Source organism: Herbidospora yilanensis (genome assembly GCF_001570565.1).
GTDB lineage: Bacteria > Actinomycetota > Actinomycetes > Streptosporangiales > Streptosporangiaceae > Herbidospora > Herbidospora yilanensis.
Map to the genome: position 1 here is coordinate 104,616 of NZ_BBXE01000028.1, position 23,158 is coordinate 127,773.

At 72.5% G+C, this 23,158-nt stretch carries 19 protein-coding genes; 13 read left to right on the plus strand and 6 right to left on the minus strand.

Going from position 1 to position 23,158, the window contains the following annotated elements:
* Nucleotides 1-24 precede the first annotated feature (24 nt).
* Entirely contained in the window at nucleotides 25-1,050 is a 1,026-nt protein-coding gene (locus AW273_RS22650; protein WP_062351418.1) for a 6-phosphofructokinase, read from the minus strand.
* A gap of 107 nt (nucleotides 1,051-1,157) precedes the next feature.
* Here AW273_RS22650 and AW273_RS22655 point away from each other — a divergent pair, with 107 nt between their 5' ends.
* Together AW273_RS22655 and AW273_RS22660 are read left to right on the plus strand one after the other, a co-directional pair.
* A complete protein-coding gene (locus AW273_RS22655; protein WP_062351421.1) occupies nucleotides 1,158-2,612 on the plus strand; it encodes an FGGY family carbohydrate kinase in 1,455 nt (484 codons plus the stop codon).
* Nucleotides 2,609-5,155 carry an ABC transporter substrate-binding protein gene (locus AW273_RS22660; protein ID WP_157556043.1) on the plus strand — a complete coding sequence of 849 codons (2,547 nt, stop codon included), beginning with the start codon at nucleotides 2,609-2,611 and terminating at the stop codon, nucleotides 5,153-5,155. Before AW273_RS22655 ends, AW273_RS22660 begins: the two co-directional genes overlap by 4 nt.
* Nucleotides 5,156-5,167: 12 nt before the next feature.
* Here AW273_RS22660 and AW273_RS22665 read toward each other — a convergent pair whose 3' ends face one another.
* Nucleotides 5,168-6,121, minus strand: coding sequence for a lactonase family protein (locus AW273_RS22665; protein ID WP_063910068.1), 954 nt, complete (start codon nucleotides 6,119-6,121; stop codon nucleotides 5,168-5,170).
* A gap of 89 nt (nucleotides 6,122-6,210) precedes the next feature.
* Here AW273_RS22665 and AW273_RS22670 point away from each other — a divergent pair, with 89 nt between their 5' ends.
* From AW273_RS22670 to AW273_RS22690, 5 genes are read left to right on the plus strand one after another with little or no spacing between them, the layout of a single operon-like run.
* Nucleotides 6,211-7,122: a bifunctional helix-turn-helix transcriptional regulator/GNAT family N-acetyltransferase gene (locus tag AW273_RS22670; protein WP_062351427.1), complete on the plus strand. Its 912-nt coding sequence runs from the start codon at nucleotides 6,211-6,213 to the stop codon at nucleotides 7,120-7,122.
* A gap of 17 nt (nucleotides 7,123-7,139) precedes the next feature.
* A complete protein-coding gene (locus AW273_RS22675; protein ID WP_062351430.1) occupies nucleotides 7,140-8,204 on the plus strand; it encodes an LLM class flavin-dependent oxidoreductase in 1,065 nt (354 codons plus the stop codon).
* Nucleotides 8,201-8,962, plus strand: coding sequence for an ABC transporter permease (locus tag AW273_RS22680; RefSeq protein WP_062351433.1), 762 nt, complete (start codon nucleotides 8,201-8,203; stop codon nucleotides 8,960-8,962). The genes AW273_RS22675 and AW273_RS22680 overlap by 4 nt, the downstream gene beginning before the upstream one ends.
* A gap of 11 nt (nucleotides 8,963-8,973) precedes the next feature.
* Nucleotides 8,974-9,954, plus strand: a complete 981-nt coding sequence (locus AW273_RS22685; RefSeq protein ID WP_157556045.1) for a taurine ABC transporter substrate-binding protein — start codon at nucleotides 8,974-8,976, stop codon at nucleotides 9,952-9,954.
* On the plus strand, nucleotides 9,941-10,693 hold the full coding sequence (locus AW273_RS22690; protein ID WP_062351435.1) for an ABC transporter ATP-binding protein: 753 nt from the start codon (nucleotides 9,941-9,943) through the stop codon (nucleotides 10,691-10,693). The genes AW273_RS22685 and AW273_RS22690 overlap by 14 nt, the downstream gene beginning before the upstream one ends.
* A 12-nt stretch (nucleotides 10,694-10,705) precedes the next feature.
* Here the strand turns inward: AW273_RS22690 and AW273_RS22695 are convergent, their stop codons facing one another.
* Nucleotides 10,706-11,686, minus strand: coding sequence for an alkaline phosphatase PhoX (locus tag AW273_RS22695; protein ID WP_232327549.1), 981 nt, complete (start codon nucleotides 11,684-11,686; stop codon nucleotides 10,706-10,708).
* Between the two features lie 185 nt (nucleotides 11,687-11,871).
* Between AW273_RS22695 and AW273_RS22700 the strand changes: the two genes are divergently transcribed.
* Nucleotides 11,872-14,697 (plus strand): KAP family P-loop NTPase fold protein, encoded by a 2,826-nt coding sequence (locus AW273_RS22700; RefSeq protein ID WP_062351441.1) that lies wholly within the window; start codon nucleotides 11,872-11,874, stop codon nucleotides 14,695-14,697.
* A gap of 122 nt (nucleotides 14,698-14,819) precedes the next feature.
* Here the strand turns inward: AW273_RS22700 and AW273_RS22705 are convergent, their stop codons facing one another.
* On the minus strand, nucleotides 14,820-15,287 hold the full coding sequence (locus AW273_RS22705) for a Dps family protein (RefSeq protein WP_062351444.1): 468 nt from the start codon (nucleotides 15,285-15,287) through the stop codon (nucleotides 14,820-14,822).
* A 108-nt stretch (nucleotides 15,288-15,395) separates the two neighbouring features.
* On the opposite strand from AW273_RS22705, the gene AW273_RS36485 reads away from it, so the two are divergent.
* Nucleotides 15,396-16,184, plus strand: a complete 789-nt coding sequence (locus tag AW273_RS36485) for a MerR family transcriptional regulator (RefSeq protein ID WP_083949956.1) — start codon at nucleotides 15,396-15,398, stop codon at nucleotides 16,182-16,184.
* Entirely contained in the window at nucleotides 16,181-18,583 is a 2,403-nt protein-coding gene (locus AW273_RS22715; protein WP_062351447.1) for a VIT domain-containing protein, read from the plus strand. The genes AW273_RS36485 and AW273_RS22715 overlap by 4 nt, the downstream gene beginning before the upstream one ends.
* Nucleotides 18,584-18,633: 50 nt before the next feature.
* Here the strand turns inward: AW273_RS22715 and AW273_RS22720 are convergent, their stop codons facing one another.
* Nucleotides 18,634-19,341 (minus strand): lysophospholipid acyltransferase family protein, encoded by a 708-nt coding sequence (locus AW273_RS22720; RefSeq protein WP_062351449.1) that lies wholly within the window; start codon nucleotides 19,339-19,341, stop codon nucleotides 18,634-18,636.
* Nucleotides 19,342-19,464: 123 nt separating this feature from the next.
* On the opposite strand from AW273_RS22720, the gene AW273_RS22725 reads away from it, so the two are divergent.
* Nucleotides 19,465-20,229 (plus strand): alpha/beta hydrolase, encoded by a 765-nt coding sequence (locus tag AW273_RS22725; RefSeq protein WP_062351452.1) that lies wholly within the window; start codon nucleotides 19,465-19,467, stop codon nucleotides 20,227-20,229.
* Nucleotides 20,230-20,241: 12 nt separating this feature from the next.
* Nucleotides 20,242-20,709 (plus strand): hypothetical protein, encoded by a 468-nt coding sequence (locus AW273_RS22730; protein WP_062351455.1) that lies wholly within the window; start codon nucleotides 20,242-20,244, stop codon nucleotides 20,707-20,709.
* 11 nt (nucleotides 20,710-20,720) lie between these two features.
* Here the strand turns inward: AW273_RS22730 and AW273_RS22735 are convergent, their stop codons facing one another.
* Nucleotides 20,721-21,857 carry a hypothetical protein gene (locus AW273_RS22735; protein WP_062351458.1) on the minus strand — a complete coding sequence of 379 codons (1,137 nt, stop codon included), beginning with the start codon at nucleotides 21,855-21,857 and terminating at the stop codon, nucleotides 20,721-20,723.
* Between the two features lie 534 nt (nucleotides 21,858-22,391).
* Between AW273_RS22735 and AW273_RS22740 the strand changes: the two genes are divergently transcribed.
* Nucleotides 22,392-23,081: a hypothetical protein gene (locus AW273_RS22740; protein WP_157556047.1), complete on the plus strand. Its 690-nt coding sequence runs from the start codon at nucleotides 22,392-22,394 to the stop codon at nucleotides 23,079-23,081.
* Nucleotides 23,082-23,158: the final 77 nt, after the last annotated feature.

The following is a 23,158-nucleotide window of genomic DNA, read 5'->3' on the forward strand; positions in this document are numbered from 1 at the left end:
CCCCGCGCGGCGCGTCGAGGGTCTTTAGCCGAAGAAGACCTCGGCCTCGGCGTAGCGGTGGACGGGCACGGTCTTGAGCTCGGCCGTCGCGGCGTCGAGGCCGTTGCGCACGATCTCGGTGCCCTGGAGGCCGACCATCTTGCCGAAGTCGCCCTCGTGGACGGCGTCGATCGCGGCGAGGCCGAAGCGGGTGGCCAGCACGCGGTCGTAGGCGGTCGGGGTGCCGCCGCGCTGGATGTGGCCGAGGACCGTGGTGCGGGCCTCCTTGCCGGTGCGCTTCTCGATCTCCTGGGCGAGACGGTCGCCGATGCCGCCGAGGCGGACGTGGCCGAACGCGTCGAGCTCGCCGGCCTGCAGCTCCATCTGGCCGTCGACCGGGTGGGCGCCCTCGGCGACCACGATGATCGGGGCGTAGCGGGTCTTGAAGCGCGACTCGACGTACTCGCAGACCTTGTCGATGTCGAACGGCTTCTCGGGGATCAGGATGACGTTGGCCCCGGCGGCCATGCCGGCGTGCAGCGCGATCCAGCCGGCGTGGCGGCCCATGACCTCGCAGATCAGGGCGCGGTGGTGGGACTCGGCGGTGGTGTGGAGGCGGTCGATGGCCTCCATCGCGATGTTCACCGCGGTGTCGAAACCGAAGGTGTAGTCGGTCGCGTTGAGGTCGTTGTCGATCGTCTTCGGCACGCCCACGACGTTCACGCCACGGTCGAAGAGCTGCTTGGCGACGCCAAGGGTGTCCTCACCGCCGATGGCGACCAGGGCGTCGACGCCCTGCGCGGCAAGGTTCTCCTTGATGCGCTCGACGCCACCCTCGATCTTGATCGGGTTGGTGCGCGAGGAGCCAAGGATGGTGCCACCGCGCGGCAGGATGCCGCGCACGGACTGAACGTCGAGGGGCATCGTCTCGCCCTCGAGCGGGCCGCGCCAGCCGTCGCGGAACCCCACGAACTCGTGACCGTAGACCGTGACGCCCTTGCGGACCACGGCCCGGATCACGGCGTTCAGACCGGGGCAGTCGCCGCCGCCGGTGAGCACTCCAATACGCATGTCGGGTTCCTCCATATGAGATAGCGCGGCCAGACTGTGTCTGGACGCCGACGGTGGCATTCTGCCGTGACGGCGCAACAATGGTCTAGACCAAAAAGTGAGGCGCCGTGGCGGTTTTGGCGATAGACGCTGGTACGACCGGTGTGACCGCACTCGTGGTGGGTGAGGACGGCCACATCGACTCGCGCGGGTACCAGGAGTTCGAGCAACGGTTCCCGGAACCCGGATGGGTCGAGCACGCGCCCGACGACATCTGGCGCGCGACGCTCGCAGCCTGCCGCACCGCTCTGGCCAGGGCAAGCACCACTGTGCGGTGCGTCGGCCTGACCAACCAGCGCGAGACGGCGGTGCTCTGGAACGCCACCACCCTCGACGCGCCGCGTCATGCCATTGTCTGGCAAGACCGCAGGTCCTCCGGCATCTGCGCCCGTCTTCGTGACGAAGGTCACGAACCCCGTGTGAGCGAACTCACCGGCCTGCGGCTCGACCCCTACTTCACCGGCACCAAGCTGACCTGGCTGGCCGAGCACGACCCCGAGGCCTGGGCGGCGAAGGACCTGGCGATCGGGACGGTCGACAGCTACCTGGTGGCCCGGCTGACCGGCGGCGCCCGCCACGTGACCGACCCGTCGAACGCCTCCCGCACCCTTCTCTACGACATCCACGCGGGCGCCTGGTCGCCCGAGTTGTGCGACCTGTTCGGGGTGCCGATCGACGCGCTGCCCGAGGTGGTGCCCAACTACGGCGAGATCGCCCGCACCGATCCCGCCCACTTCCTCGGCCTCGACCTGCCGGTCAGCGGCATGGCCGGCGACCAGCAGGCGGCCCTGTTCGGCCAGACCTGCTTCGAGGTCGGCGACGTCAAGTGCACGTACGGGACCGGCTCGTTCGTCCTGGTCAACACCGGCCGCGAGGCGGTGGCTTCGGACGCGGGCCTGCTGACCACGGTCGCCTGGCAGGAGCCCTCCGGCGAGCTGACCTACGCCCTCGAAGGCGCGATCTTCGTGACCGGCGCGGCGGTCCAGTGGCTGCGCGACGGGCTCGGCCTGATCGGCACCGCCGCCGAGTCGGAGGAGCTGGCCCGCTCGGTGCCCGACGCGGGCGGCGTGGTGTTCGTGCCCGCGCTCACCGGCCTCGGGGCGCCGCACTGGGATCCCGACGCCCGGGGCACGATCACCGGCCTCACGCGGGGGACGACCAAGGCCCACCTGGCCCGTGCCACCCTCGACGCGATCGCCTACGAGGTGCGCGACATCGTGGCCACCATGTCCGGGGAGGTGACCGTGCTCAAGGCCGACGGCGGCGGCAGCGCCAACGACCTGCTCATGCAGGTCCAGGCCGACCAGCTCGGCATCCCGGTCGAGCGCCCGGTCGTCCAGGAGACGACCGCGCTCGGCGCGGCGTTCCTGGCCGGCCTGGGCGCGGGGGTGTGGTCGACGCGCGAGGAGCTCAGGCACACCTGGCGGCTCGACAAGCGGTTCGAACCCGGCCCCCGCGACGAACGCGCCTACGACGACTGGCTGCGCGCGGTGAGCCGGTCGCGGGGGTGGGCCACGCGGTGACGGCCGACCTTCGCGGCGATTTAGCCGGATTCCTGCGCCGCCCCTGGTTCTGGCGGCGCGACCAGCAGTTGCCCGTCGTGCTGGTGACCGGCGACGACGGGCCCGCCGTGGTCGCCGAACTGGCCGCCCCGTTCGTCGACCACCTGCCGACCGCGCTGGTCCGCGACGGCGAGCAGGGCTCGGTGCTCGCGCTGGTGGCGGCGCTGGCCGGGCCGCGCGGCCAGCTCGGGCGGCCGGTCGGCGGCTCGTTCCTGCCGCCGCCCCGGTTCCCGCTGGCCCAGTTCGTGCTCTGGGCCGCCGGGCAGCACCACGCGCCCGAACCCCGGTCCCACGAGGGCTACCAGGAGTTCCGCCGTCGGCTGCGCGACCGCCGGCGCGGCCCCGCCGACGCCTCGCTCCGCCTGGTCGCCGACTTCTTCATCGGCCGGGCCGCGCTGACCTGGGTGCCGATCGGCACGATCGTGGTCTGGCTGCTGGCCGGGCCGACCGACCTGGTCGGGGTGATCCCGTGGGTGCTGGGCGCGCTGGTGACCGTGCTCGGCATCGGCGGCCAGGGCTTCGCCACGATCCGGGGCTGGTTCTTCTACGGCTGGTTCCGCCGCCAGCCGGTGCTGCGCCGCAACCCCTGGGAGAGGCTCGCCTGGTACGCCCTGCGGCTGGCCAACGCCACGCCCGAGGAGATCGAACGGCTGGCGGTCAACGCCATGTGCGAGGACCTGCGGCAGGCGTACAAGAAATGGCGCATCCCGTGGCCGAGCTGGGGCCGCGGGCTCTACTGCCTGCTGCGATTACAGATCGCCGACCCCCACGGGGTGACCGCCCGGTTCCTGCGGCTGCTGGAGGACGCCGCCGCGCTGACCGGTCGTCCGGTGCCCGTGGTGGTGGTCGCCTCCGTGCCCGCCGAGCTGGCCGATCCCCGGCCGATCGCGGCGACCCCGCTCGCCGACATCACCGGCCACGTCGCGACCTGGCGGCGGGAGCACCGGGGCCGCCGGATGCCGGTCCGGCTCGTGATCGGCCCCGGCGACCACGCCGCCCATCCCGGTGTCCCCCACCGCTTCCGGCCCATCGCCCACCAGGCGCGGGCGTGGATCTACTGGGCGGTCGTGCTGGCGGTGCTGCCCGGCCTGATCATCGGGTTCGTGGTGGTCAACCTGTCGGAACGCGCCGCCCACTGCGGCGGCCTCCCCTACGTCGACCGCGTGGGCGGCGAGTGCGTGGGCGTGGTCAACGCCGCCGGACCCGCCCCGGACGGCCTGTTCGCCAAGCCGATCGCCGACCTGGTCGGGCGGATCGACGCCAACAACACCTACGCCGTCGAGTCGGAGCAGTACGTCACCCTGGCCCTGTTCGGCGAGTACTCGGTCCGGCAGACCGCCCAGGACGACACCCGCTTCCCCAGCATGGTCTCCGAGCTGACGGCCGCCGAGGAGTACCAGCGGACCCTGCAGAACCCGCTCCGGCTGCGCATCCTGATCGTCAACGCGGGCGACAACTTCGTGCACGGCGGCCGGGCCGCCGACCTGGTGGCGCGGCTGGCCGACGACGACCCCCACATGGTCGGGGTGGTGGGCCTGGGCCGCAGCGTCGGCGGGGTCGAGCAGGCGGTCGAGCGGTTCGACGCCGCCAAGATCCCCGTGATGACCACCACGGCCACGGCCGACGACCTCGGGATCGTCGGCGACCGGCCCTCGCCCTACTTCTTCCGGGTCGGCCCCACCAACTTCCGTGAGGCCACCCTGTCGGCCCGGTTCGCCCGCCGCACCCTCGGGGCGGACACCGCGGTGATCGTCCAGGACGGAACGGCCGACGACACCTACACCAACAACCTGGCCGGCGACTTCGCCGCGGCGCTCGCCGCCGAGGGCGTCGAGGTCGGCGCGCCGGTCGCCTACGGCGTCTCGCGCGAGGGCATGTCGGGCGCGGTCGCCGCGGCCTGCGCCCGCGGGGCCGACGTCTTCATGTACGCCGGCCGCGCCCGCGAGTTCGTCGGCTTCCTGAAGTCGCTGGAGGGCGGCAGCGCGTGCGGCGCCGGGGTGCTCAAGGTGGTCGCGGGCGACGACGTGATCAGGGTGGTCGCCGACCATCGGGCCGAGATCGCGGCGATGACCCAGACCGAGGTCTACCACGCCGCCCTGGCCAGCCGGGAGATGTGGGTCGGCGTCAACCCGACCGGTTTCGTCACCGCGCTGCGCGACGGCGCGCACCCCGGCGCGGCCGACGACAACCTGATCCTGACCTACGACGCCGTCGACGTCGTCTACCGGGCGGCCGACCGCGCCTACCGGCCGGGCGACGACCTGCCCAGCCGGGGCGACGTCCTCTACCGCCTGGCCCGCACGTCGGGCCCGTCGGCGTGGAACGGATCGAGCGGCGTGATCGACTTCGGCCACGGCGAACGGCACGACCCAGTCGACAAGGCGATCGCCATCATGAAGGTCGAGGAGGAGCCGACACCCCCGCTGGTCCGCTGCGGCCCGCTCGACGCCGACGAGAAACCCGCGCGTGACCCGCTCTGCGAGAAGCTGCCCGATGCCCCTTAGACCCGATGCCCCTTAGAGGAGGACGCAGGTCGGGGCCGGCACGGCCAGCACATGGCCGGTCGGCTCCGGCACGCCGCCCGTCAGCCGGAAGTGGACCACACCGCCCGAACGCTGGTTGGCGACGTAGAGATCGTCGCCGTCGATCGCGAAGTGGCGGGGCCAGTCGCCGCCGCAGTCGACCTCGGCGACCATCTTGAACGTCTCGGGGTCGAAGACGCTGATCGTGTTGGGGCCGCGGTTGGCCACATAGAGCCGGTCGCGGTGGAGCTGGATGTGGGAGGGGTAGTTGGCGCTGTCGCGGCCGCTCGCGGCGAACTGGCCGGTCGGGTGCCATTTCGGGTCGAAGGCGTGGATCTGGCCGTCGAGCTCGCCGGTGACGAACCAGCCGGTCGGAGCGCCGGCCAGGTGGCGGGGGCCGGTGCCGGGGGCGAGCACGAGGGGTTCGAGCTCGGTGACCTCGGTCTGGACCCGCCACTGGCGGATCTGGTCGGCGCCCAGGTCGGTGACGTAGAGGACGCCGGACACGAAGACGGCCTGGTGGGCGTGGGGGCCGCGCTGGCGGTCGGGGTCGGGGCCGGAGCCGAAGCCCGGGAAGAGCAGCGGCGGGCCGGTGAACAGGCCTTCGTCGTCGAGGGCGTGGAGGGCCACCGTGCCGTCGCCGTAGTTGGCCACGGCCAGCCAGCGGTCGGCCACGGCCACGTGGCACGGGGAGTCTCCGCCGCTCGACCGGGTCGCCAGGCGCTCGGGCTCGGCCGTCGCGGTGAAGGCGGTGATCGTGCCGTGGGCCGCCTCGCCGACGGCGTAGAGGATCGGGAGCGTCGGGTGGGCGGCGAGGAACGAGGGGCCGGAGGCGGCGGCGGTGCCGGCCTCGGTGAGGGCGCCCGTCCCGGCGCGGGCGGCGACGGTGACACCGGCCCCCGCCCCTCCGGTGTCGGGGGTGTAACCCCCGATGTAGACCGTGCTCACGTCGCTCCTTCGAGAAGGCTGGCGGGGTTTCGAACCCTAGCGCATCGGGTCTATCGTTGCCTGAGTCAACGATTTACTTGAGGAGAGCAATGGACGCCATCGCGGAGGTCCGCGCGTTCAACCGCTTCTACACCGAGGTCATCGGCGTGCTCGGTCCCGGCATGCACGACTCGCCCTATTCGCTGACCGAGGCCAGGGTCCTGTACGAACTGGGCCAGACCCCCCGCCCCATGGAGACCGGGGAGATCCGCAGGGCGCTCGGCCTCGACGCCGGCTACCTCAGCCGCCTGCTGACCCGGCTGGAGACCGACGGGATGGTGACCCGCGAACGGGCCGGCCACGACGCCCGCCGCCAGGTCGTGTCGCTCACCGAGGCCGGGAGGAAGACGTACACGGATCTGGACGAGAAGTCGGCGGCCCAGGTCGCCGGCCTGCTCGACGGGGCCGACCTCGCGCGCCTGCTGGGCAGCATGGCCGCGATCAGGGAGATCCTCGGCGGCGGGCCCAAGAGCGACACCGTGGTCATCCGGCCACCCCGGCCCGGCGACCTCGGCTGGGTGGTGCAGCGGCACGGCGCGATCTACGCCCGCGAGCAGGGCTGGGGGCCCGGCTTCGAGGCCCTGGTGGCGCGGATCTGCGCCGACTTCCTGGACGCCCGCGACGACCCCGGCCAGGCCGGATGGATCGCCGAGGTCGACGGCCGCCCGGCGGGGTGCGTGTTCTGCGTCCGGAACGACGGCGAGACGGCCCAGTTGCGGCTGCTGCTCGTCGAACCGTGGGCACGCGGGCGCGGGGTGGGCGCGCGGCTGGTCGAGGAGTGCCTGCGCTTCGCCGCCGACGCCGGATACGCGCGGATCCGGTTGTGGACGCGCGACGTGCTGACCTCCGCCCGGCGGATCTACCGCGCGGCCGGATTCGAGGTCACCGGCACCGAGCGGGCCGACGGCTTCACGGACGAGATCTGGGAGCGCGATATTCCCCGCTTTACTGATGGGAATTAGCGGAATATGCTCCCGGCATGCGGTTCCACTGGTTCCTCCCGACCTCGGGCGACGGCCACCACGTCCGCCCGGCGACCACCACGGTGGCGGCCGGCGCGGCGCCGGTCCGGCACCCCACGCTGCGATATCTCACCCAGGTCGCCCAGGCGTCCGAGTCGGCCGGCTTCGAGGCCGTGCTCACCCCCGTCGGCCTGGGTTGCCCCGACCCGCTCGTCACCTGCGCGGCCGTGGCGGCCCGCACCGACCGGCTCGGCCTGCTGGTCGCCTTCCGGCCCGGCTTCACCCTGCCGACCCTGCTCGCCCAGCAGGCCGAGGCGTTCCAGGAGATCAGCGGCGGGCGGCTGCGCCTCAACGTCGTCACCGGCGGCGACCCGGCCGAGCAGCGCGCCTACGGCGACTTCCTGAACCACGACGAGCGCTACGCCCGCACCGCCGAATACCTCCACGTGCTGCGCCGCACCTGGGAGGGCGAACCCTTCTCCTTCACCGGTGACCACTACCGGGTCGAGAACGCGGGCCTGGCCACGCCGCTGGCGAACCCGCCGGAGATCTACTTCGGCGGCGCCTCCCCGGCGGCCGAACGGGTCGCGGCCGGGCACGCCGACGTCTACCTGATGTGGGGCGAGCCGCCGGCGATGATCGCCGAGCGCCTGGAGCGCATGCGCAAGCTCACCGCCGAGACCGGCCGCACTCTGCGCTACGGCATCCGCCTCCACGTCATCGCCCGCGACACCTCCGAGGAGGCCTGGGCGTACGCCCGGCGCCTGCTGTCGGGCATGGACCCCGACCGGATCGCCGCCGCGCAGGCCCGATTCGCCCGCATGGACTCCGTCGGCCAGTCCCGCATGGCCGGCCTGCACGGCGGCAGCGCCGACGACCTGGAGATCTCCCCCGGCCTGTGGGCGGGCGTCGGGCTGGTCCGCGAGGGCGCCGGAACCGCGCTCGTGGGGTCCTACGCCGAGGTGGCGAGGCTGATCCGCGAGTACGCCGCCCTCGGCCTCGACGAGTTCATCCTGTCGGGCTGGCCGCACCTGGAGGAGTCGATCCGGGCCGGCGAGTTCCTGCTGCCGCTGCTCGGATGAACCTCGCCCTGCGCCTCGGGGCCGTCCTCTTCCTGCTCGCGGTCTGGCAGGTGGTGGCCTGGCTGAAGATCTGGCCGCCGGTGTTCGTGCCCGAACCGGTCGCGGTCTGGGACCAGTTGCTGCGCACCTCCACCGAGGGCTACAGCGGTTACACCCTGGCCGGTCACCTGCTGGCCAGCCTGCGCCGGATCGTCCTCGGCTGCCTCTACGGCATCGGCGGCGGCATCGTGCTCGGGCTGCTCATCGGGGTCGTCCCGGTGTTGCGCACGCTGCTCAACCCGCTGGTCACCTTCGTGCGCACGCTGCCGCCGCTGGCCTACCTGAGCCTGCTCGTCATCTGGTTCGGCATCGGCGAGGAGCCCAAGGTGTGGCTGCTGCTGCTCGCGGCGCTGCCGCCCGTGGCCGTCGCCACCGCCGACGCCGTCAGGGGCGTGCACGACGACTACCTGAACGCCGCCCGCTCGCTGGGCGCCCGCCCGTGGGAGATCCCCTACCGGGTGGTGCTGCCCAGCGCCCTGCCCGAGATCGTGACCGGGGTGCGGGTGGCGGTCGGGGTGGCGTACACGACCGTCGTGGCCGCCGAGACCGTCAACGGCGTGCCCGGCATCGGCGGGATGGTCCGCGACGCCCAGCGCTACAACCAGACCGACGTCGTCGTGCTGGGGATCATCGTCATCGGCCTGTCCGGCCTGCTCATCGACTACCTGCTGCAAACGCTCGACCGGCGGCTCGTGCCCTGGCGCGGCCGTCACATCTGAAGGAGCCCCCCTTGAAACGCGTCATAGCGGCGCTGCTTTTGCTGGCCACGGCCTGCTCCGCCCCCGCCGACGAACCGGCCGGGACCGCGCTGCGGATCGGCTACCAGCTCATCCCCAACGGCGACCTCATCGTGAAAGACCAGAAGTGGCTGGAGCAGGCGCTTCCGGACACCGAGATCACCTGGAGCAAGTTCGACTCCGGCGGCGACGTCAACACGGCCATGATCGCGGGGGCGATCGACATCGGCCTGGCCGGCAGCTCGCCGGTGACCCGCGGCCTCTCGGCGCCGCTCAGCATCCCCTACCGGGTGCCGTGGATCTTCGACGTGATCGGCGACAACGAGGCCCTGGTCGCCAAGAAGGAGATCACCTCGGTCGCCGGCCTGGCCGGGAAGACGATCGCGACCCCGTTCGCGTCGACCGCCCACTACAGCCTCCTCGCGATCCTGGCGGAGGCCGGCGTGACCGACGCCAAGGTCATCGACCTCCAGCCGCCGGACATCCAGGCCGCGTGGGTGCGCGGCGACATCGACGCCGCCTACGTCTGGACGCCGGTCCTGGCCGAACTGGAGAAGGACGGCGCCGTCCTGGCCACCAGCCGCGAACTGGCCGGGAAGGGCAAGCTCACCGCCGACCTGGCGGTGGTCCGCGACGAATTCGCCGACAAGCATCCCGAGATCCTCCAGGAGTGGCTCAGGCAGCAGGACCGGGCGGTCAAGCTGACCCGCACCGACCCGGCGGCAGCGGCGGCGGCCATCGGCCGCCAGCTCAACCTCGACCCCGCCGAGGCCGGCCGCCAGCTCGGCCAGCTCGTCCTCCTCGACGCCGCCGAGCAGCGCTCCCCCGACTACCTGGGCACCGCGGAGGCGCCCGGCAAGCTGGCGGAGAACCTGCGCAGCGCGGCGGAGTTCCTGGTGGGCCAGAAGCAGCTCGACGCGGTCCCGGAACTGACGGTCTTCCAGAAGGGCCTGCTGCCCAATGCCCTCCCCTGACCGCAGGGCCGACGAGACCCCGGCGGCGATCGAGCTCCGGGCGGTGACGCGGGTCTACCGCGACCGCCCGGCGCTCGGGCCGGTCGACCTGGCCATCCCCGCCGGGGAGTTCCTGACCGTGGTCGGCCCGTCCGGCTGCGGCAAGAGCACGCTGTTGAGCCTGGTGGCGGGGTTCGCGCCGCCGACGGCCGGGACCGTGCTGGCCGACGGGGCGCCGGTGACCGGGCCGGGGCCCTCGCGGGGCGTGGTGTTCCAGCAGCCCCGGTTGTTCCCGTGGTTGTCCGTGTCGGGGAACATCGGTTTCGGGCTGCGGCGGCTGCCCAAGGCCATCCGGAAGGAGCGCGTCGCCGAACTGCTGGCCATGACCGGGCTCGAGAACGCGGCCCGGCTGAAGCCCTACGAGTTGTCCGGCGGGATGCGGCAGCGGGCCGCCATCGCGCGGGCGCTCGCGCCCCGGCCGAAGGTCCTGCTGATGGACGAGCCCTTCGGCGCCCTCGACGCCTTCACCCGCGAACGCATGCAGGGAGAGATCCGGGACCTGTGGCGGAGCACCGGGGTGACGGTCCTGTTCATCACCCACGACGTCACCGAGGCGACCACTCTGGGCACCCGGGTCATCGCCCTGGCGGGGCCGCCCGGCCGCATCACCCTCGACGCCCCCGTGAGCGAGGACCTGCGCGAGAAGGTGGAGGCCGCGATCAGGGACGCGGCCTCGGCCCGCGCCGGGGCGGCCTCCTGAAGAGAACCCGGGTCAGCGACCGCGGAGGGCCGCCTCGGCCCCCTCGGAGCCTTTGAAAGGACCGGTCACCTCGTAGGTGACCCCGCCCGCCCGGGAGGAGAAGTAGAGGCGCTCCCCGTCCGGGGAGAACGCCAGGCCGGTGATCGTCTTCTCCGGCCCGCCGACGCGCAGCAGCGGGGTCACCGCGCCGTCGTCGCCGATGATGTTGATCCCGCCGTCACGCGTGACGAACAGGTCGCCCGCGCCGGCCAGCAGCCTCGGGTCGGCCCCGTAGAGGACCGAGAGCTCGCCCGCCGCCGGGTCGTACGACCACACCCGGTCGTCGTCGGTCGAGAAGTAGCAGAAGCCGCCCGACGTCGAGCAGCGCCCGGCCCGCTCGAAGCGCACCGCGCCCTCGACCTGGTCGCGGGTGGGCGCGTCGGTGGCGGCCGGGTTGGGCACCCGCGTCCAGGTCACCTTCCCGGCGCCCGAGCCGACCATGACCTCCAGGACCCCGGTCGTGAGGTCGCCCCAGTCGTCGGGGCGGAACCGGTAGAAACACCCCTCGGGGTGGTCTTCGGTCAGGTAGACCACCTGGCCGGCCTCGTCGCAGACGGCGCTCTCGTGCCGGAACAGGCCCATGGCCAGGCGCGGCATGGCGGCGAAGTGGCCGTAGGGGTCGCACTCGAAGACCCGGCCGCGGCCGGTGTCCTCACACGACAACCACGTGTTCCACGACGTCGCTCCCCCGGCCCGGTTGCTGTCGGTGCCCGACAGGATGCGGTAGCCGCTGCGGATCGACCCGTCGGGGCCGAACCTCAGCGCCGACACCCCGCCGAGGAGCGGGATCTCGGAGTTGGAGACGTAGATCCAGCCGTCGCCGTCGGCGAAGCACGCGCCGTCGTCGGGCGCCTGGTGCCAGGTGAGCCCGCCGACCCGTTCGCCCGTGCGGCCGACCACGCGGCTGGTGAAACCCTCGGCCAGCTCGATGGCGGGATCTCCAGGTGTTCTCATCAGGGCCGCGAACCTCCCCGAACCGGCAACCATGTGACCTCCCTCGCAAATCACGCTACGCGCGGCAGGCGGGGCCAGTCGAACCGAGCGACGTGAACTTACGGGGAATCGGCGCGGGTCCCCGGCTAAAACTTTGCCCAAACCACGGGCGGCGGAGACCTGGACCATTTCTAAAGTGATCGGCCATGCCCCTTCCTCCCGGCGACGTGCTCGCGCCCGCGGTCACCTCGCGCCGCGCCCTCGTCTTCCTCGACCAGGATCCACCGGGCCGCCGGCTCGCGAGTGCCCTCAGGTCGTCCGGCTACGCCGTCGAGACCTGCCCGTCGGGCCGGCGCGACCACGAGCGGCTGGCCTCCTTCCTCGCCTCCGGCCGGCCGGGTGACCTGCTGCTAGTGCGCTGGCCGTCGACCGCGACCTGGTCGGGGGCCGACTTCGCGACGCTGGTGAAGCGGTTCGGGGCCTCCGTCGGCGAGACCACCGCCTCGGCCGTGCTGATGATCGTCGACTTCGGGTGGATCGGCAGCGCCTCACCCGACGAGCAGACCGTCAGCGCCCTGCTGACCCCGCCGGGCATCGCCGCCGCGGCGCTGACCACGGGCCTGGCCCTCGGCGCGGAGGTGCGGCCGGGGGCGCCCTCCCTGACCGAGGTGGTCGCCGACGGGCTGCTGACCTTCGACGCCGACCTCGGCGGCGACGGCGTGGTCTCGGTCGCCGACCTGCTGGCCCACGCCCTGGCGGCCTTCGGCGAGCACGCCGAGTTCCTGCCCCATCTGCTGACCTCGCCGGAGGCGCTCGACGTGGCGGTGGCGGTGCGTGGCACCGTGTCCGGCACGCTGCCCACGGTGTTCGAGCGGGCCGCCGCGACGCTGGGCGGCCCCCGGCCGAAGTCGGCCGAGCAGGCGGTCGCCCGGATCTACGACGAGCACCTGTCGGCGGAGGCCCAACTGCTGCTGCGGCGCGGCAGCCTGCTGGCCGAGGGAGAGCGGCTGACCGGCGAGGTGGCCGAGGTGCTCGGCGGCACCAGGAAGGGCCGCACCGAGCTCGCCGAGTGGGGCCTGCTGGGTGAACCGTTCAGCCACCCGGCGGTGGCCGCCTTCGGCCGGGCCCGGCTCGACGGCGACGAGCGGGCCACCCTGCCGGGCGCGCTGCGGCGCTGGCGGGCCCGCCGCCGGGCCACCCGCCCCCGCGCGCGGCTGACCCCCGACCGGTGGACCGTCGACGACCATCTCGGCCACCGCGTCTACGCCGAGGCCATCGCCGCGTTCATCCGGCACGCCGAGACCCGGCCGCCGCTGACGATCGGGGTCAAGGGCCCGTGGGGCACCGGCAAGACCTCGCTGATGCGGATGATCCAGGAGGAACTCGACCCCGGCGCCCCGGCGGGCAAGGCCCGCGAGTTGCGGCTGCCCCGCAGCCTCCCGGCGCGCCCGCCGGCCCGGCTGATCCGGCTGCTGGCCCGGTTGTGGCCGGGCAGCCGGGCCGCCGAGGGCGTCACCAACGCCGAGGTCCGCGCCGCCGCCAAGGAGTCCGACGGGGAGCCCGCGCCGGTCGAGGCGGCCTCGGGGAGCTGGCGTCCGACGGTCTGGTTCAACCCGTGGATGTACCAGAACGACGAGCAGGTCTGGGCCGGGCTGGCCCACGAGATCATCACCCAGATCACCGACCGGCTGCCCCGCACCGAGCGGGAGCGCTTCTGGTTGCGGCTGAACCTGGCCCGCGTCGACCGCGAGGCGGTCCGCCGCCGCGCCTACCACCTGGCGCTCATGCGGCTCGGCCCGGCGCTGCTGGGGCTGGTGTTGACGCTGCTGCTGTCGGGCGCGTCCCTGCTGGCCGCCCCCTTGCTCCCGGTCCTGCACGGCGCGGCCGGCGCGCTCGCCTCGGGTGGCGCGGTGGCCGCGGTCTTCGCGGCCTCTGTACGTCTTGCGCGCTTCCTCACCGAATCGGCTGAGTCGGCCTTCGCGTCCCTGGTCCGGGCTCCCGACCCGCTGAGCGGAGACGGGCCGGGCTACGGGGCGCGCACGGGCTTCCTGCATCTCGTCCAGACCGACATGGGCCACGTGCTCGACCTGGTCGCCACCTCCGAGCGCCCCCTGGTGGTCTTCGTGGACGACCTCGACCGGTGCTCGTCGGGCGCGGTCGCCCAGGTGATCGAGGCGATCAACCTGTTCCTGGCCGGGGAGTTCCCCAACTGCGTGTTCGTGCTGGCCATGGAGCCGGAGGTGGTGGCCGCGCACGTCGAGGTGGCCTACCGCGACCTGGCCGAGAGCATGCCCGCCCACCTGCGCGAGGACCTCGGCTGGCGGTTCCTGGAGAAGATCGTGCAGCTCCCGCTGCGGGTGCCGCTGCTCGACGAGGACGCCCGCCTGCCCGAATACGTGCGCGCCCTGATGGACATCCCGGCCCAGCGCCGGGCGCCGGTCGCCGCGCCGGTCCGCCCGTCGGTCGACCTGGCGATGGTGGCCCGCATCGAGCGGCAGATCCGGGGCTCCGGCGCGCGGGTCGACACCCTCGACGAGGCGGCCCGCGCCGCCCAGGACACGGTGGCCGTGGCGGAGGGCGAGACCTCGGCGCTCGGCGGCCTGTGGGCGGAGACCCGCCTGGCCGCCGACCGGGTGTTCGACGACCTCTACAGCGACGAGAACGCCTACCGGGCGATCCGGGGGGCGCTGCCGGTGCTGACGGCGTCGAACCCGCGCGAGCTCAAGCGTTATGTGAACGTCTTCCGGTTCTACTCGTTCGTCACCTACCGCCAGCGGCTGGCCGGGGAACGCGCCGCCTCCGACGCCGAGGTGGCGAAGCTGGCGGCCCTCACGGTCCGCTGGCCGCACCTGCTGTCGCGTCTGTCGGGCGGCACCGTGCTGGGGAGACTGGAGGAGGCCGCCCGAGACGGCGGCCGGTGGGAGCAGGCCCTGACCGACGCGGGCCTGGAACCGGGCCCGCGATGGGAGCCACTGAAGGTGCTGCTGGCCGCCCCGCCGTCGGTGACCGACCTGGCCAGACGCCTGCTGTGAACACACCGATGCCGCGGCCTCGAAAGACCGCGGCATCGGTTCCCGGTGACCCAGGTTGGCGCCGCCGCTCCTGAAAGGATCCAGCCAATCACGTCAGGCGCGGCGGCCGTCTCAGTCGGGGGTCAGCGCTGGGCCTGGATCATCCAGTGCTGCTTCTCCAGCTCGCGGGTGATCCCGATCAGGAGGTCCTGGCTCGGCAGGTCGCTCTTCTCCGTCGCCTCGATGCGCTCGCGCATGCGGCGCACGATCGACTCCAGGATGTCGGTCATCGCGGCGATGACCTTGCCGTCCTCGATGTATCCGGGGTCGAGCTGGTGCAGGTGCGTGTGCTCGGCCAGCGTGCGCGCCCGGCCGTCGGGGTTGACGCCGACGGCGATGGCCCGCTCGGCCACGCTGTCGGCGCTGTCGCGCGCCAGGCTGACGATCTCGTCGAGTTGCAGGTGCAGCGAACGGAACGACCGTCCGATGATGTTCCAGTGGGCCTGCTTGCCGAGCAACGACAGGTCCAGCAGATCGACGAGGGCCCCCTGAAGCGCCTCAGCTGTGACCTTCTTGTCCTCCGCGCTCAGAAGGCTGGTGATCGAAGCCATGAAAGCGGATCTCCCTCCTACATAAGTCGGTCTATTCCGCACAACAGAGGACGAATCAGTCATATTCCCTAGTTGACAGTGTCATCGTGACAGTGTCACTGTGGAGGCATGGACGAGACCTGGACCATCGCCGAACTGGCCGAGCGCGCGACCGCCGCGCTCGCCGGGCTGGCGCCCGCCAACGGCCGGGTCAGCGACGTGCCGAACGAACGCCTGATCCGCTATTACACGACGATCGGCCTGCTCGACCCGCCTCTCGCCCGCCGCGGCCGGATCGCCCTCTACGGCAGGCGGCACCTGCTGCAACTGGTGGCGGTCAAGCGCCGCCAGGCCGAGGGGGCGTCCAACGCGGCCATCCAGACCGAACTCCTCGGCGCGACCGACGACCGCCTCGCCGAACTGGCGGGCGGGCGCGCGGCCTCCCTGAGCGCACAGGACCTGAGCGCGCAGGACGCCGGACTCGCCACGGGCGCGGCCGGCACGGCCAGGCTCCCGGGTGACGCCGGCAACGGTTCCACCCCCGGTGCCAGAGACTCCGGACGAGCCGGGGGCGGCGATCCCGCCTCCGGCGCCGCGAACTCCGGGAACCCCGCGCGCAACGCTCCCGCCCCCGGTTCCGGCGAGTCCAGTCGTCCGGCGGGCCGGCAGGCCACCGGCACCGACACGAAGGCGGCGCTCGCGGAATCCCGGCCCCGGTTCTGGGCCACCCCGCCCCTCCCGTCGCCGCCCCGCCCGATCTTCCCGTCCGCTTTCCACGGCATCAGCCTGACCCCGGAGGCGGCGCTGCTGCTCCCCCGTCCGCTCACCGACGACGAACACGCGGCCGTCACGCTGGCCGCCCAGCCGTTGATCGACCTCCTGACCGAGCTCGGTCTCACCGAAGGGATCCCGTCATGACCGTTCCCATCACGCCGATCAGGCCCGATGAGGTGCTGCCGGTTCCCGACGCGGGGTTCGGCGCCCTGGAGACCGAGAAGGGCAACCTGCCCCTGGAGTCGGTCGACGTCCGGGCTTCGATCTCGGCCCTCACCGCCGGGGTCGAGGTCGTGCAGGGGTTCCGCAACCCGCACGACGTGCCCCTCGAAGCCACCTACGTCTTCCCGCTGCCGCCGCGTGCGGCCGTCACCGCGTTCCGCATGGAGGCCGACGGCCACGTGGTCGAGGGTGTGCTCAAGGAGCGCGGCCAGGCCAGGGCCGACTACACGCGGGCCCTCCAGGAGGGCAGGCGGGCCGCCATCGCCGAGGAGGACCGGCCCGACGTCTTCGCCATCAGGGTCGGCAACATCGTGCCGGGCGAGCGGGTGACCGTCCACCTCGACCTGAGCCAGCCGCTCCCCTACGAGGACGGCGCGGCCGAGTTCCGCTTCCCGCTGGTCGTGGCCCCGCGCTACATCCCGGGCGCGCCCCTCGACGGCGAGCCCGCCGGGCCCGGCGTCGAACCCGACACCGACGCGGTCCCCGACGCCTCCCGGATCACGCCGCCGGTGCTGCTGCCCGGCTTCCCCAGCCCGGTCCGCCTCGGCCTGAGCGCGACCGTCGACCCGGCCGGTCTGGACATCACCGAGATCCAGAGCAGCCTGCACGACGTCGACCGCGAGGGCGACACCCTCACGGTCCGGCCGGGCGAGCGGCTCGACCGCGACTTCATCCTCCGGCTCCGCTACGCCGCCTCGACCTCCCTCACGCTCACCCCCGACGCCGAGGGCGAGGAGGGCACGTTCGCGCTGACCGTCCTGCCGCCCGAGGTGGAGCGGCGGCGCACCCCGCGTGACGTGGTGCTGCTGCTCGACCGGTCGGGCAGCATGTCGGGCTGGAAGATGGTGGCCGCCCGCCGGGCCGCCGCCCGGATCGTCGACACCCTCACCGCCGACGACCGCTTCGCGGTGATCTCGTTCGACCACGTCGTCGAGCAGCCGTTCCCCGGCCTGGCCGAGGCGACCGATCGCACCCGCTACCGTGCGGTCGAACACCTGGCCCGCCTGGAGGCCCGGGGCGGCACCGAGATGCTCCAGCCGCTGGAGACCGCGCTGACCCTGCTGGCCGACCCCGGCCGCGACCGGGTGCTGGTCATGGTCACCGACGGCCAGGTCGGCAACGAAGACCAGATCATCGAACGCGTCGGCGCCCGCCTCACCGGCGACGTCCGTGTCCACACGGTCGGCATCGACCAGGCGGTCAACGCCGGTTTCCTCGGCCGCCTGGCGCTGCTCGGCGGCGGCCGCTGCGAGCTCGTCGAGTCCGAAGACCGTCTCGACGCCGCGATGGAGCACATCCACCGCCGCATCGGCGCCCCCCTCGTCACCGACGTGACCCTCCACCCCGAGGGCCTGACCGTCTCCGGCGTCACCCACGTCGGCTCGCTGTTCCCGGGTGTCCCGCTCACCGCCTGGGGCCGCTACCGGGCGGCGTCCGGAAAGGCCTCGATCTCGGTACGCGGCCAGGCGGCCACCCCTTGGTCGCAGACCGTGACCGCGCGGGAGACGGCCAACCCGGCCGTCCGGGCGATCTGGGCGCGCGCCGAGCTGCGGCGGCTGGAAGACCGGTACACGATCGGCGAGCACACCCTGGAGCAGCGCATCGTCGAGACGTCGCTGGCGTTCGGGGTGCTCTGCCGGTTCACCGCGTTCGTGGCGGTCGACGCGCGGGTGGTCGGCGACGGCCCGCCCGTGCACCAGGTGATCCAGCCGGTGGAGACCCCGTCGGGCTGGGAGACGGCCTCGCCCGTGCACCTGACCGCCGCCGGCGGCGCGATGCCCATGATGGCCCAGGCCAGCCTCGGGTTCAGCGCCCCGCCTCCGCCGCCCGCCGCACCCGGCGCGCCGATGCCGGCGCCGATGTCCCCGCCCATGCCCCCGCCCATGCCCCCGCCCATGTCCCCGCCGATGCCGGCGCCGCGCTCGGCCCCGGCGCCCAAGGCCGCGGGCAGGCTGCGCCGGGCGTTCGGCGGCGGTGGCGGAGGGGCCGACCGCATGATGCCGCACCCGGGCCGGGAGCAGGCGCCGCAGACCGACCTGAGCGGGATCGTGCCGCTGCTGAAGGGTGAGCTGACCCGGCTCGCCCAGGCGAAGGGACGGCCCGACGACGAGCGCCGCCGCTACCTGGCCGACCTGGCGAGCCGGTTGCGGGTGGCCGCCCAGATGGTCGGCGGGCACCACGAGCTGACCGCGCTGGCCAGCGAGCTCGAATGGGCCGAGCGCCCCGAGTTCGACCTCGCGCGCGGGTGGGCCAAGACCGAGGAGGTGCTGACCCGGCTGGCGGGCGGCGGCCCGGAGCCGAAGCCCTTCTGGAAGCGCTGAACACGATAAAGGGCCCGGACTTCGAGAAGCCGGGCCCTTTACGAAGTAGATTACTGGCCTTCTCTGGCCGCCTTCGCGGCGCGGACCATCTCGACCTTCGCGCTGGCCGCGTACTTGTCGACGTATTCCTGACCGGAGAGTTCCATGAGGGCGTACATGATCTCGTCGGTGACCGCCCGCAGCACGTGGAAGTCGTTCTCCATCCCGTAGTAACGCGAGAAGTCGAGCGGCTTGCCGTAGCGGACGCCGGGACGGATGCCGAGCTTGGGGATCAGCCGGCCGGGGGGCATCATCTCGAACGTGTTGACCATCGCCCACGGGATGACCGGCGCCCGCGACTCCAGAGCGAGCCGGGCCACCCCGGTCTTGCCCTTGTAGAGGCGGCCGTCGGGCGAGCGGGTGCCCTCGGGGTAGATGCCCAGGACGTTGTCCTCGCCCAGCACCCGCAGGCCGGTGTTGAGCGCGGCCTCACTGGCCTTGCCGCCCGACCGGTCGATCGGGACGGTGCCGACCCCGGAGAAGAACGCCCGGCTGACCAGGCCCTTCAGGCCGGAACCGGTGAAGTAGTCGGACTTGCCGAGGGAGATGACCTTACGGGGCAGGAACAACGCCCCGAAGAAGTGGTCGGCGAACGACAGGTGATTTCCGGCCAGGATGACCGGCCCCTCTTTGGGCACGTTGTCCACCCCTTCCGCCCACGGGCGGAAGACGAAGTGGAGGAAGGGCCAGAGGATGGCCTTGACCACCCAGTAGAACACTCAGGGCTCCTTCTCTCGGCATTGCCTGTGCCATCTGTTCGTGTCATCTTGCCACGCCGACTCCCCTCGCACGACTACGGCTTAACGTGCGACTATCGGGCATATTTCCCATCGGGAGGTGCCATGCCGTTGTTGCCGGGGGCGGAGCCCTACCATCACGAGGGCGGACCCGTCGGGGTGCTGCTCTGCCATGGCTTCACGGGGACGCCGCAGTCGCTGCGCCCGTGGGGTGAACACCTCGCGGATGCCGGGCTGACGGTCTCACTGCCCCGATTGCCGGGGCATGGAACCACCTGGCAGGAAATGAACCGCACCCGCTGGGAAGACTGGTACGCCGAAATAGACCGGGCCTTCACGGTGCTGAAGTCGAAGTGCGCGGACGTTTTCGTGATGGGCCTGTCGATGGGCGGCTGCATGGGCCTGCGGCTGGCCGAGGTCCACGGCCCCGCCGTGCGGGGGCTGGTGCTGGTCAACCCGTCGGTCGTGAACGACAACCCGGCGCTGAACTTCGCGCCCGTCCTCAAGTGGGTGCTGCCCTCGGTGGCGGGGGTGGCCAACGACATCAAGAAGGCGGGGGCGACCGAGCTGGCGTACACGCGCACGCCGGTGCGGGCGGCGGCCACGCTGCCGAAGCTCTGGCGGCTCACCCAGTCGCAACTGTCGAAGATCACCCAGCCGGTGCTCGTCTACCGGTCCCCGGAAGATCATGTGGTCAAAGAGGCCAGCGTGGCGTTCCTGCGCGACAGAATGGGAGAGAACCTGGAAATCCGGGAGTGCGTGAACAGCTATCACGTGGCGACGCTCGACAACGACGCCCCGCTCATCTTCTCGGGGAGCCTCGACTTCGTCCGCGCGCACGCCTCGGTACCCTTGACCAAAGACATGTGACCTGGGATCGATGTGACGCCGCAGAGTGACGAGGACGAGGTCTGGCGTCAAATCGTCGCCTCATTCAACGAGAGCGCCGGAGACGATCCGGCCGACCGGCCATGGCCCGACCGGGAGAACGTCCCGGAGGGCGAGGAGCCTGCGCCCAAGCCCGCGGAGCTCGACGAGCTCGATGAGCTCGACGACGAGGCCCGCGAGGAGCCGCGCGAGGAACCGTCCGAGGCCGACGACCACGACCACTACATCCCGCCGCCTCCGCCGCCCCTGCCGAAGGCCGACCTGGTGACCCGGGTGGCCTGGACGGCCCTGTTCGGCGGGCCCGCCTACCTGCTGCTGGCCGCGATGCTGAAGCTCCCGATGGATCCGTGGATCGTGTTCGCGGCGGTGGCCTCGTTCATCGGCGGCTTCGTGGCCCTGGTCGTCCGCATGGGCGACGGCCCCCCGAACGACTCGGGCTGGGACGACGGGGCCGTGATCTGAGCTCGGGCGTCCTAACGGACGGGTGAGCCGGGCACCGGGCCGAAGGTCTCGACCAGGTCGCTGTAATGGTCGTCGGCGAGCACGTGGCCGACGGCCATCGTCACGTCGTCGGCCCGCACGACCGCCTGGAGCCGCACCGACCGGTCGCCGGTGCCGGCCTCGCCGCGCAGCGGCTTCCACTTCTTGTCGGTGTAGCGGAGCAGGAAGGCCTCGCCGGGGCGTTCGGCGTCGTAGCCCGACGCCCAGTAACCGCCCTTGCCGTCGCCGGTCACGCCGTAGAGTTCGGCGTCGCCGTCGGGCAGGGTCTCGCGGTGCCACTTCCGGCCGTCCCAGCGCAGGATCAGCGGGAGGGTGGTGCCGTCTTCGGTGAACACGCCGCCGACCGCGACGGCGCGCCTGGCGCTGGTGATATAGACGTCGCGCAGGTAGCCGCCCTCGATGCCGGGCAGGCTCACCGGCTTCCAGGACCCGCCCGACAGCCGCATGATCAGCGGCTCGTCGCCATTGTTGCCGACGGCCCAGCCGTCCTTGCCGCGCAGCGCGACGCCGTGGAGGACCCCGTCGGGGCCTTCGTGCACCTTCCACGCGGGCCCGCTCGTCACCACGAGCACCCGCCCGCCGCGGCTGCCGACGATCACCGCCCGGCCGGGTTCCGCCGCCACCGCACGCAGCCAGTCGCCCGCCCTGACCTGCGGAACCACGACGCGGTCGATGCCGCTGCCGCCGCCCCGCCCGACATAGGGCACCCCGTCGTGGCCGTCGCCGACCACCCACACCTCGTTGTCGGAGGCCGCGCTGACCGAGCGCAGCGGCCCGGCCCCGGTGGCGTCGCCCCGCGTGGGCACCTCGGTCCAGGAGGCGCCGTTCCAGCGGGTGACGATGCCGCGGTTGCGCCAGACGTCCCACAACCCGGTCTGCCCGACGGCCCAGACGGCCGTGCCGGACACCCCGCTGACGTCGGCGAGCGCGGCGTCCCGGCCGAGGCGCGCCGACGACGCCTGCCGCACGACCTCTTCGGGAACGGTCGCGGACCAGGCGGAGGCGGTGGACACGTGCGCGAGCGATGGTGCGAGCGGGAGCTGGCCGGCCAGCAGACCGGCGAGGAACACACACAACGGCACCGCACACCGCATCAAGCGGCGGGGCATGAACAAATCGTACGGGGACGCACGGCCCCCGCGGGCGATAGGACGGAATTCCCCCAGTCAAGACCACCCCCGAGGGCCCCCATCCACCCCTAGATCGCCAACCCCAAACCCCAGAACAACCCAGGTCAGGGGAAGGACTCAGGCAATCGCGAGACAGCGGGGGCACGGAGGTCCCGTCGGCCGGCGCTCAGCGGGCGGGGAAACCCGGCGGGCTCCCGCTTCGCATCGCCCGACGCGACGGCGGATGGATTCGCCATTCCGTCCGATGACTCCGGCGAACACGGGCCGGGACGGAGAATACGGCCCGAACGAGCGGCGAACCCCGGTGGCCTTGATGACATTCTTCTCTGTCGCATAAACGACAAAGTCCGACATTAGAGGACCACCCGGTCCGGCATTCGGGGCTTATCCGACTCCACCCAGCTCACAGCCCGTTGCCCGGAATTAGCGAAATTCTCACAGAATCCGAATCGCAAACCCGCAGTCGAATGGGATCGGTCATCCCCGCCTTATTCGTGTCACTACCATTTACTCGTGCTCCCTGCGAAATATCCGACAAAAGCCGTCTTTGTTGACCAGAGCGGCCGCCGCCGCCGGTTGATGACGATGGTGTCGATCGGATCGGGCGTCCCGCTCGTGGCGCTGCTCGCGATCGTGATCGGCGGCCTGTTCTCCGACACGACGCTCTCGGTGCACGGCTGGCCGGGTGACCGGCGGGGCGGGCCGGCCGACATGACCACCCCCGGTCCGACCCGGGAGGCCCGGCCGAAGCAGCCGGCGCCCTCGACGACCCGCCCGGCGAACCGCCCCGCGTTCAGCACCGTTCGCCCGGTCTCGCCGTCGGCGAGCCCGGGGCCCTCGATCCGCCCCCGGGCCTCACGCGGCCCGGTCCCGCGCCGCCGGCCGGAGCCGGCTCCCGGCTCCCCCAGCGGTCCGGCGCCCGACCTCACCACCGCCCCCACCGCAGTCCCCTCGGGCAGCCCGCCGAACGCCTCCCCCAGCGACCCGACCACCGGCCCGACCGCACAGCCCACGAACGACGTGACGAGCCGACCCACCAGCGGCTCCACCGCCGGTGGCGCCGCACAGCTCACGACCGGGGGCGAGCCGCTCGGCCGGGACGCGAGGGCGGCGGGACACGGCCGCGACCACATGACGACCCCGGACCATGACCAGCCATCGACCTGGACACGAGGGCGGCCCGACACGGCCGCGACCACATGACGACCCCGGACCATGACCAGCCATCGACCTGGATACCACGGCATGCCCGACACCGCCGCCACTACATGACGACCCCC

Coding starts and splice junctions, on each gene's coding strand:
- AW273_RS22650 (WP_062351418.1), bottom strand. CDS start 1,050: ATGCGTATTGGAGTGCTCACCGGCGGCGGCGACTGCCCCGGTCTGAAC.
- AW273_RS22670 (WP_062351427.1), top strand. CDS start 6,211: ATGGACGCCATCGCGGAGGTCCGCGCGTTCAACCGCTTCTACACCGAG.
- AW273_RS22675 (WP_062351430.1), top strand. CDS start 7,140: ATGCGGTTCCACTGGTTCCTCCCGACCTCGGGCGACGGCCACCACGTC.
- AW273_RS22680 (WP_062351433.1), top strand. CDS start 8,201: ATGAACCTCGCCCTGCGCCTCGGGGCCGTCCTCTTCCTGCTCGCGGTC.
- AW273_RS22690 (WP_062351435.1), top strand. CDS start 9,941: ATGCCCTCCCCTGACCGCAGGGCCGACGAGACCCCGGCGGCGATCGAG.
- AW273_RS22695 (WP_232327549.1), bottom strand. CDS start 11,686: ATGAGAACACCTGGAGATCCCGCCATCGAGCTGGCCGAGGGTTTCACC.
- AW273_RS22700 (WP_062351441.1), top strand. CDS start 11,872: ATGCCCCTTCCTCCCGGCGACGTGCTCGCGCCCGCGGTCACCTCGCGC.
- AW273_RS22705 (WP_062351444.1), bottom strand. CDS start 15,287: ATGGCTTCGATCACCAGCCTTCTGAGCGCGGAGGACAAGAAGGTCACA.
- AW273_RS36485 (WP_083949956.1), top strand. CDS start 15,396: ATGGACGAGACCTGGACCATCGCCGAACTGGCCGAGCGCGCGACCGCC.
- AW273_RS22715 (WP_062351447.1), top strand. CDS start 16,181: ATGACCGTTCCCATCACGCCGATCAGGCCCGATGAGGTGCTGCCGGTT.
- AW273_RS22725 (WP_062351452.1), top strand. CDS start 19,465: ATGCCGTTGTTGCCGGGGGCGGAGCCCTACCATCACGAGGGCGGACCC.
- AW273_RS22735 (WP_062351458.1), bottom strand. CDS start 21,857: ATGCCCCGCCGCTTGATGCGGTGTGCGGTGCCGTTGTGTGTGTTCCTC.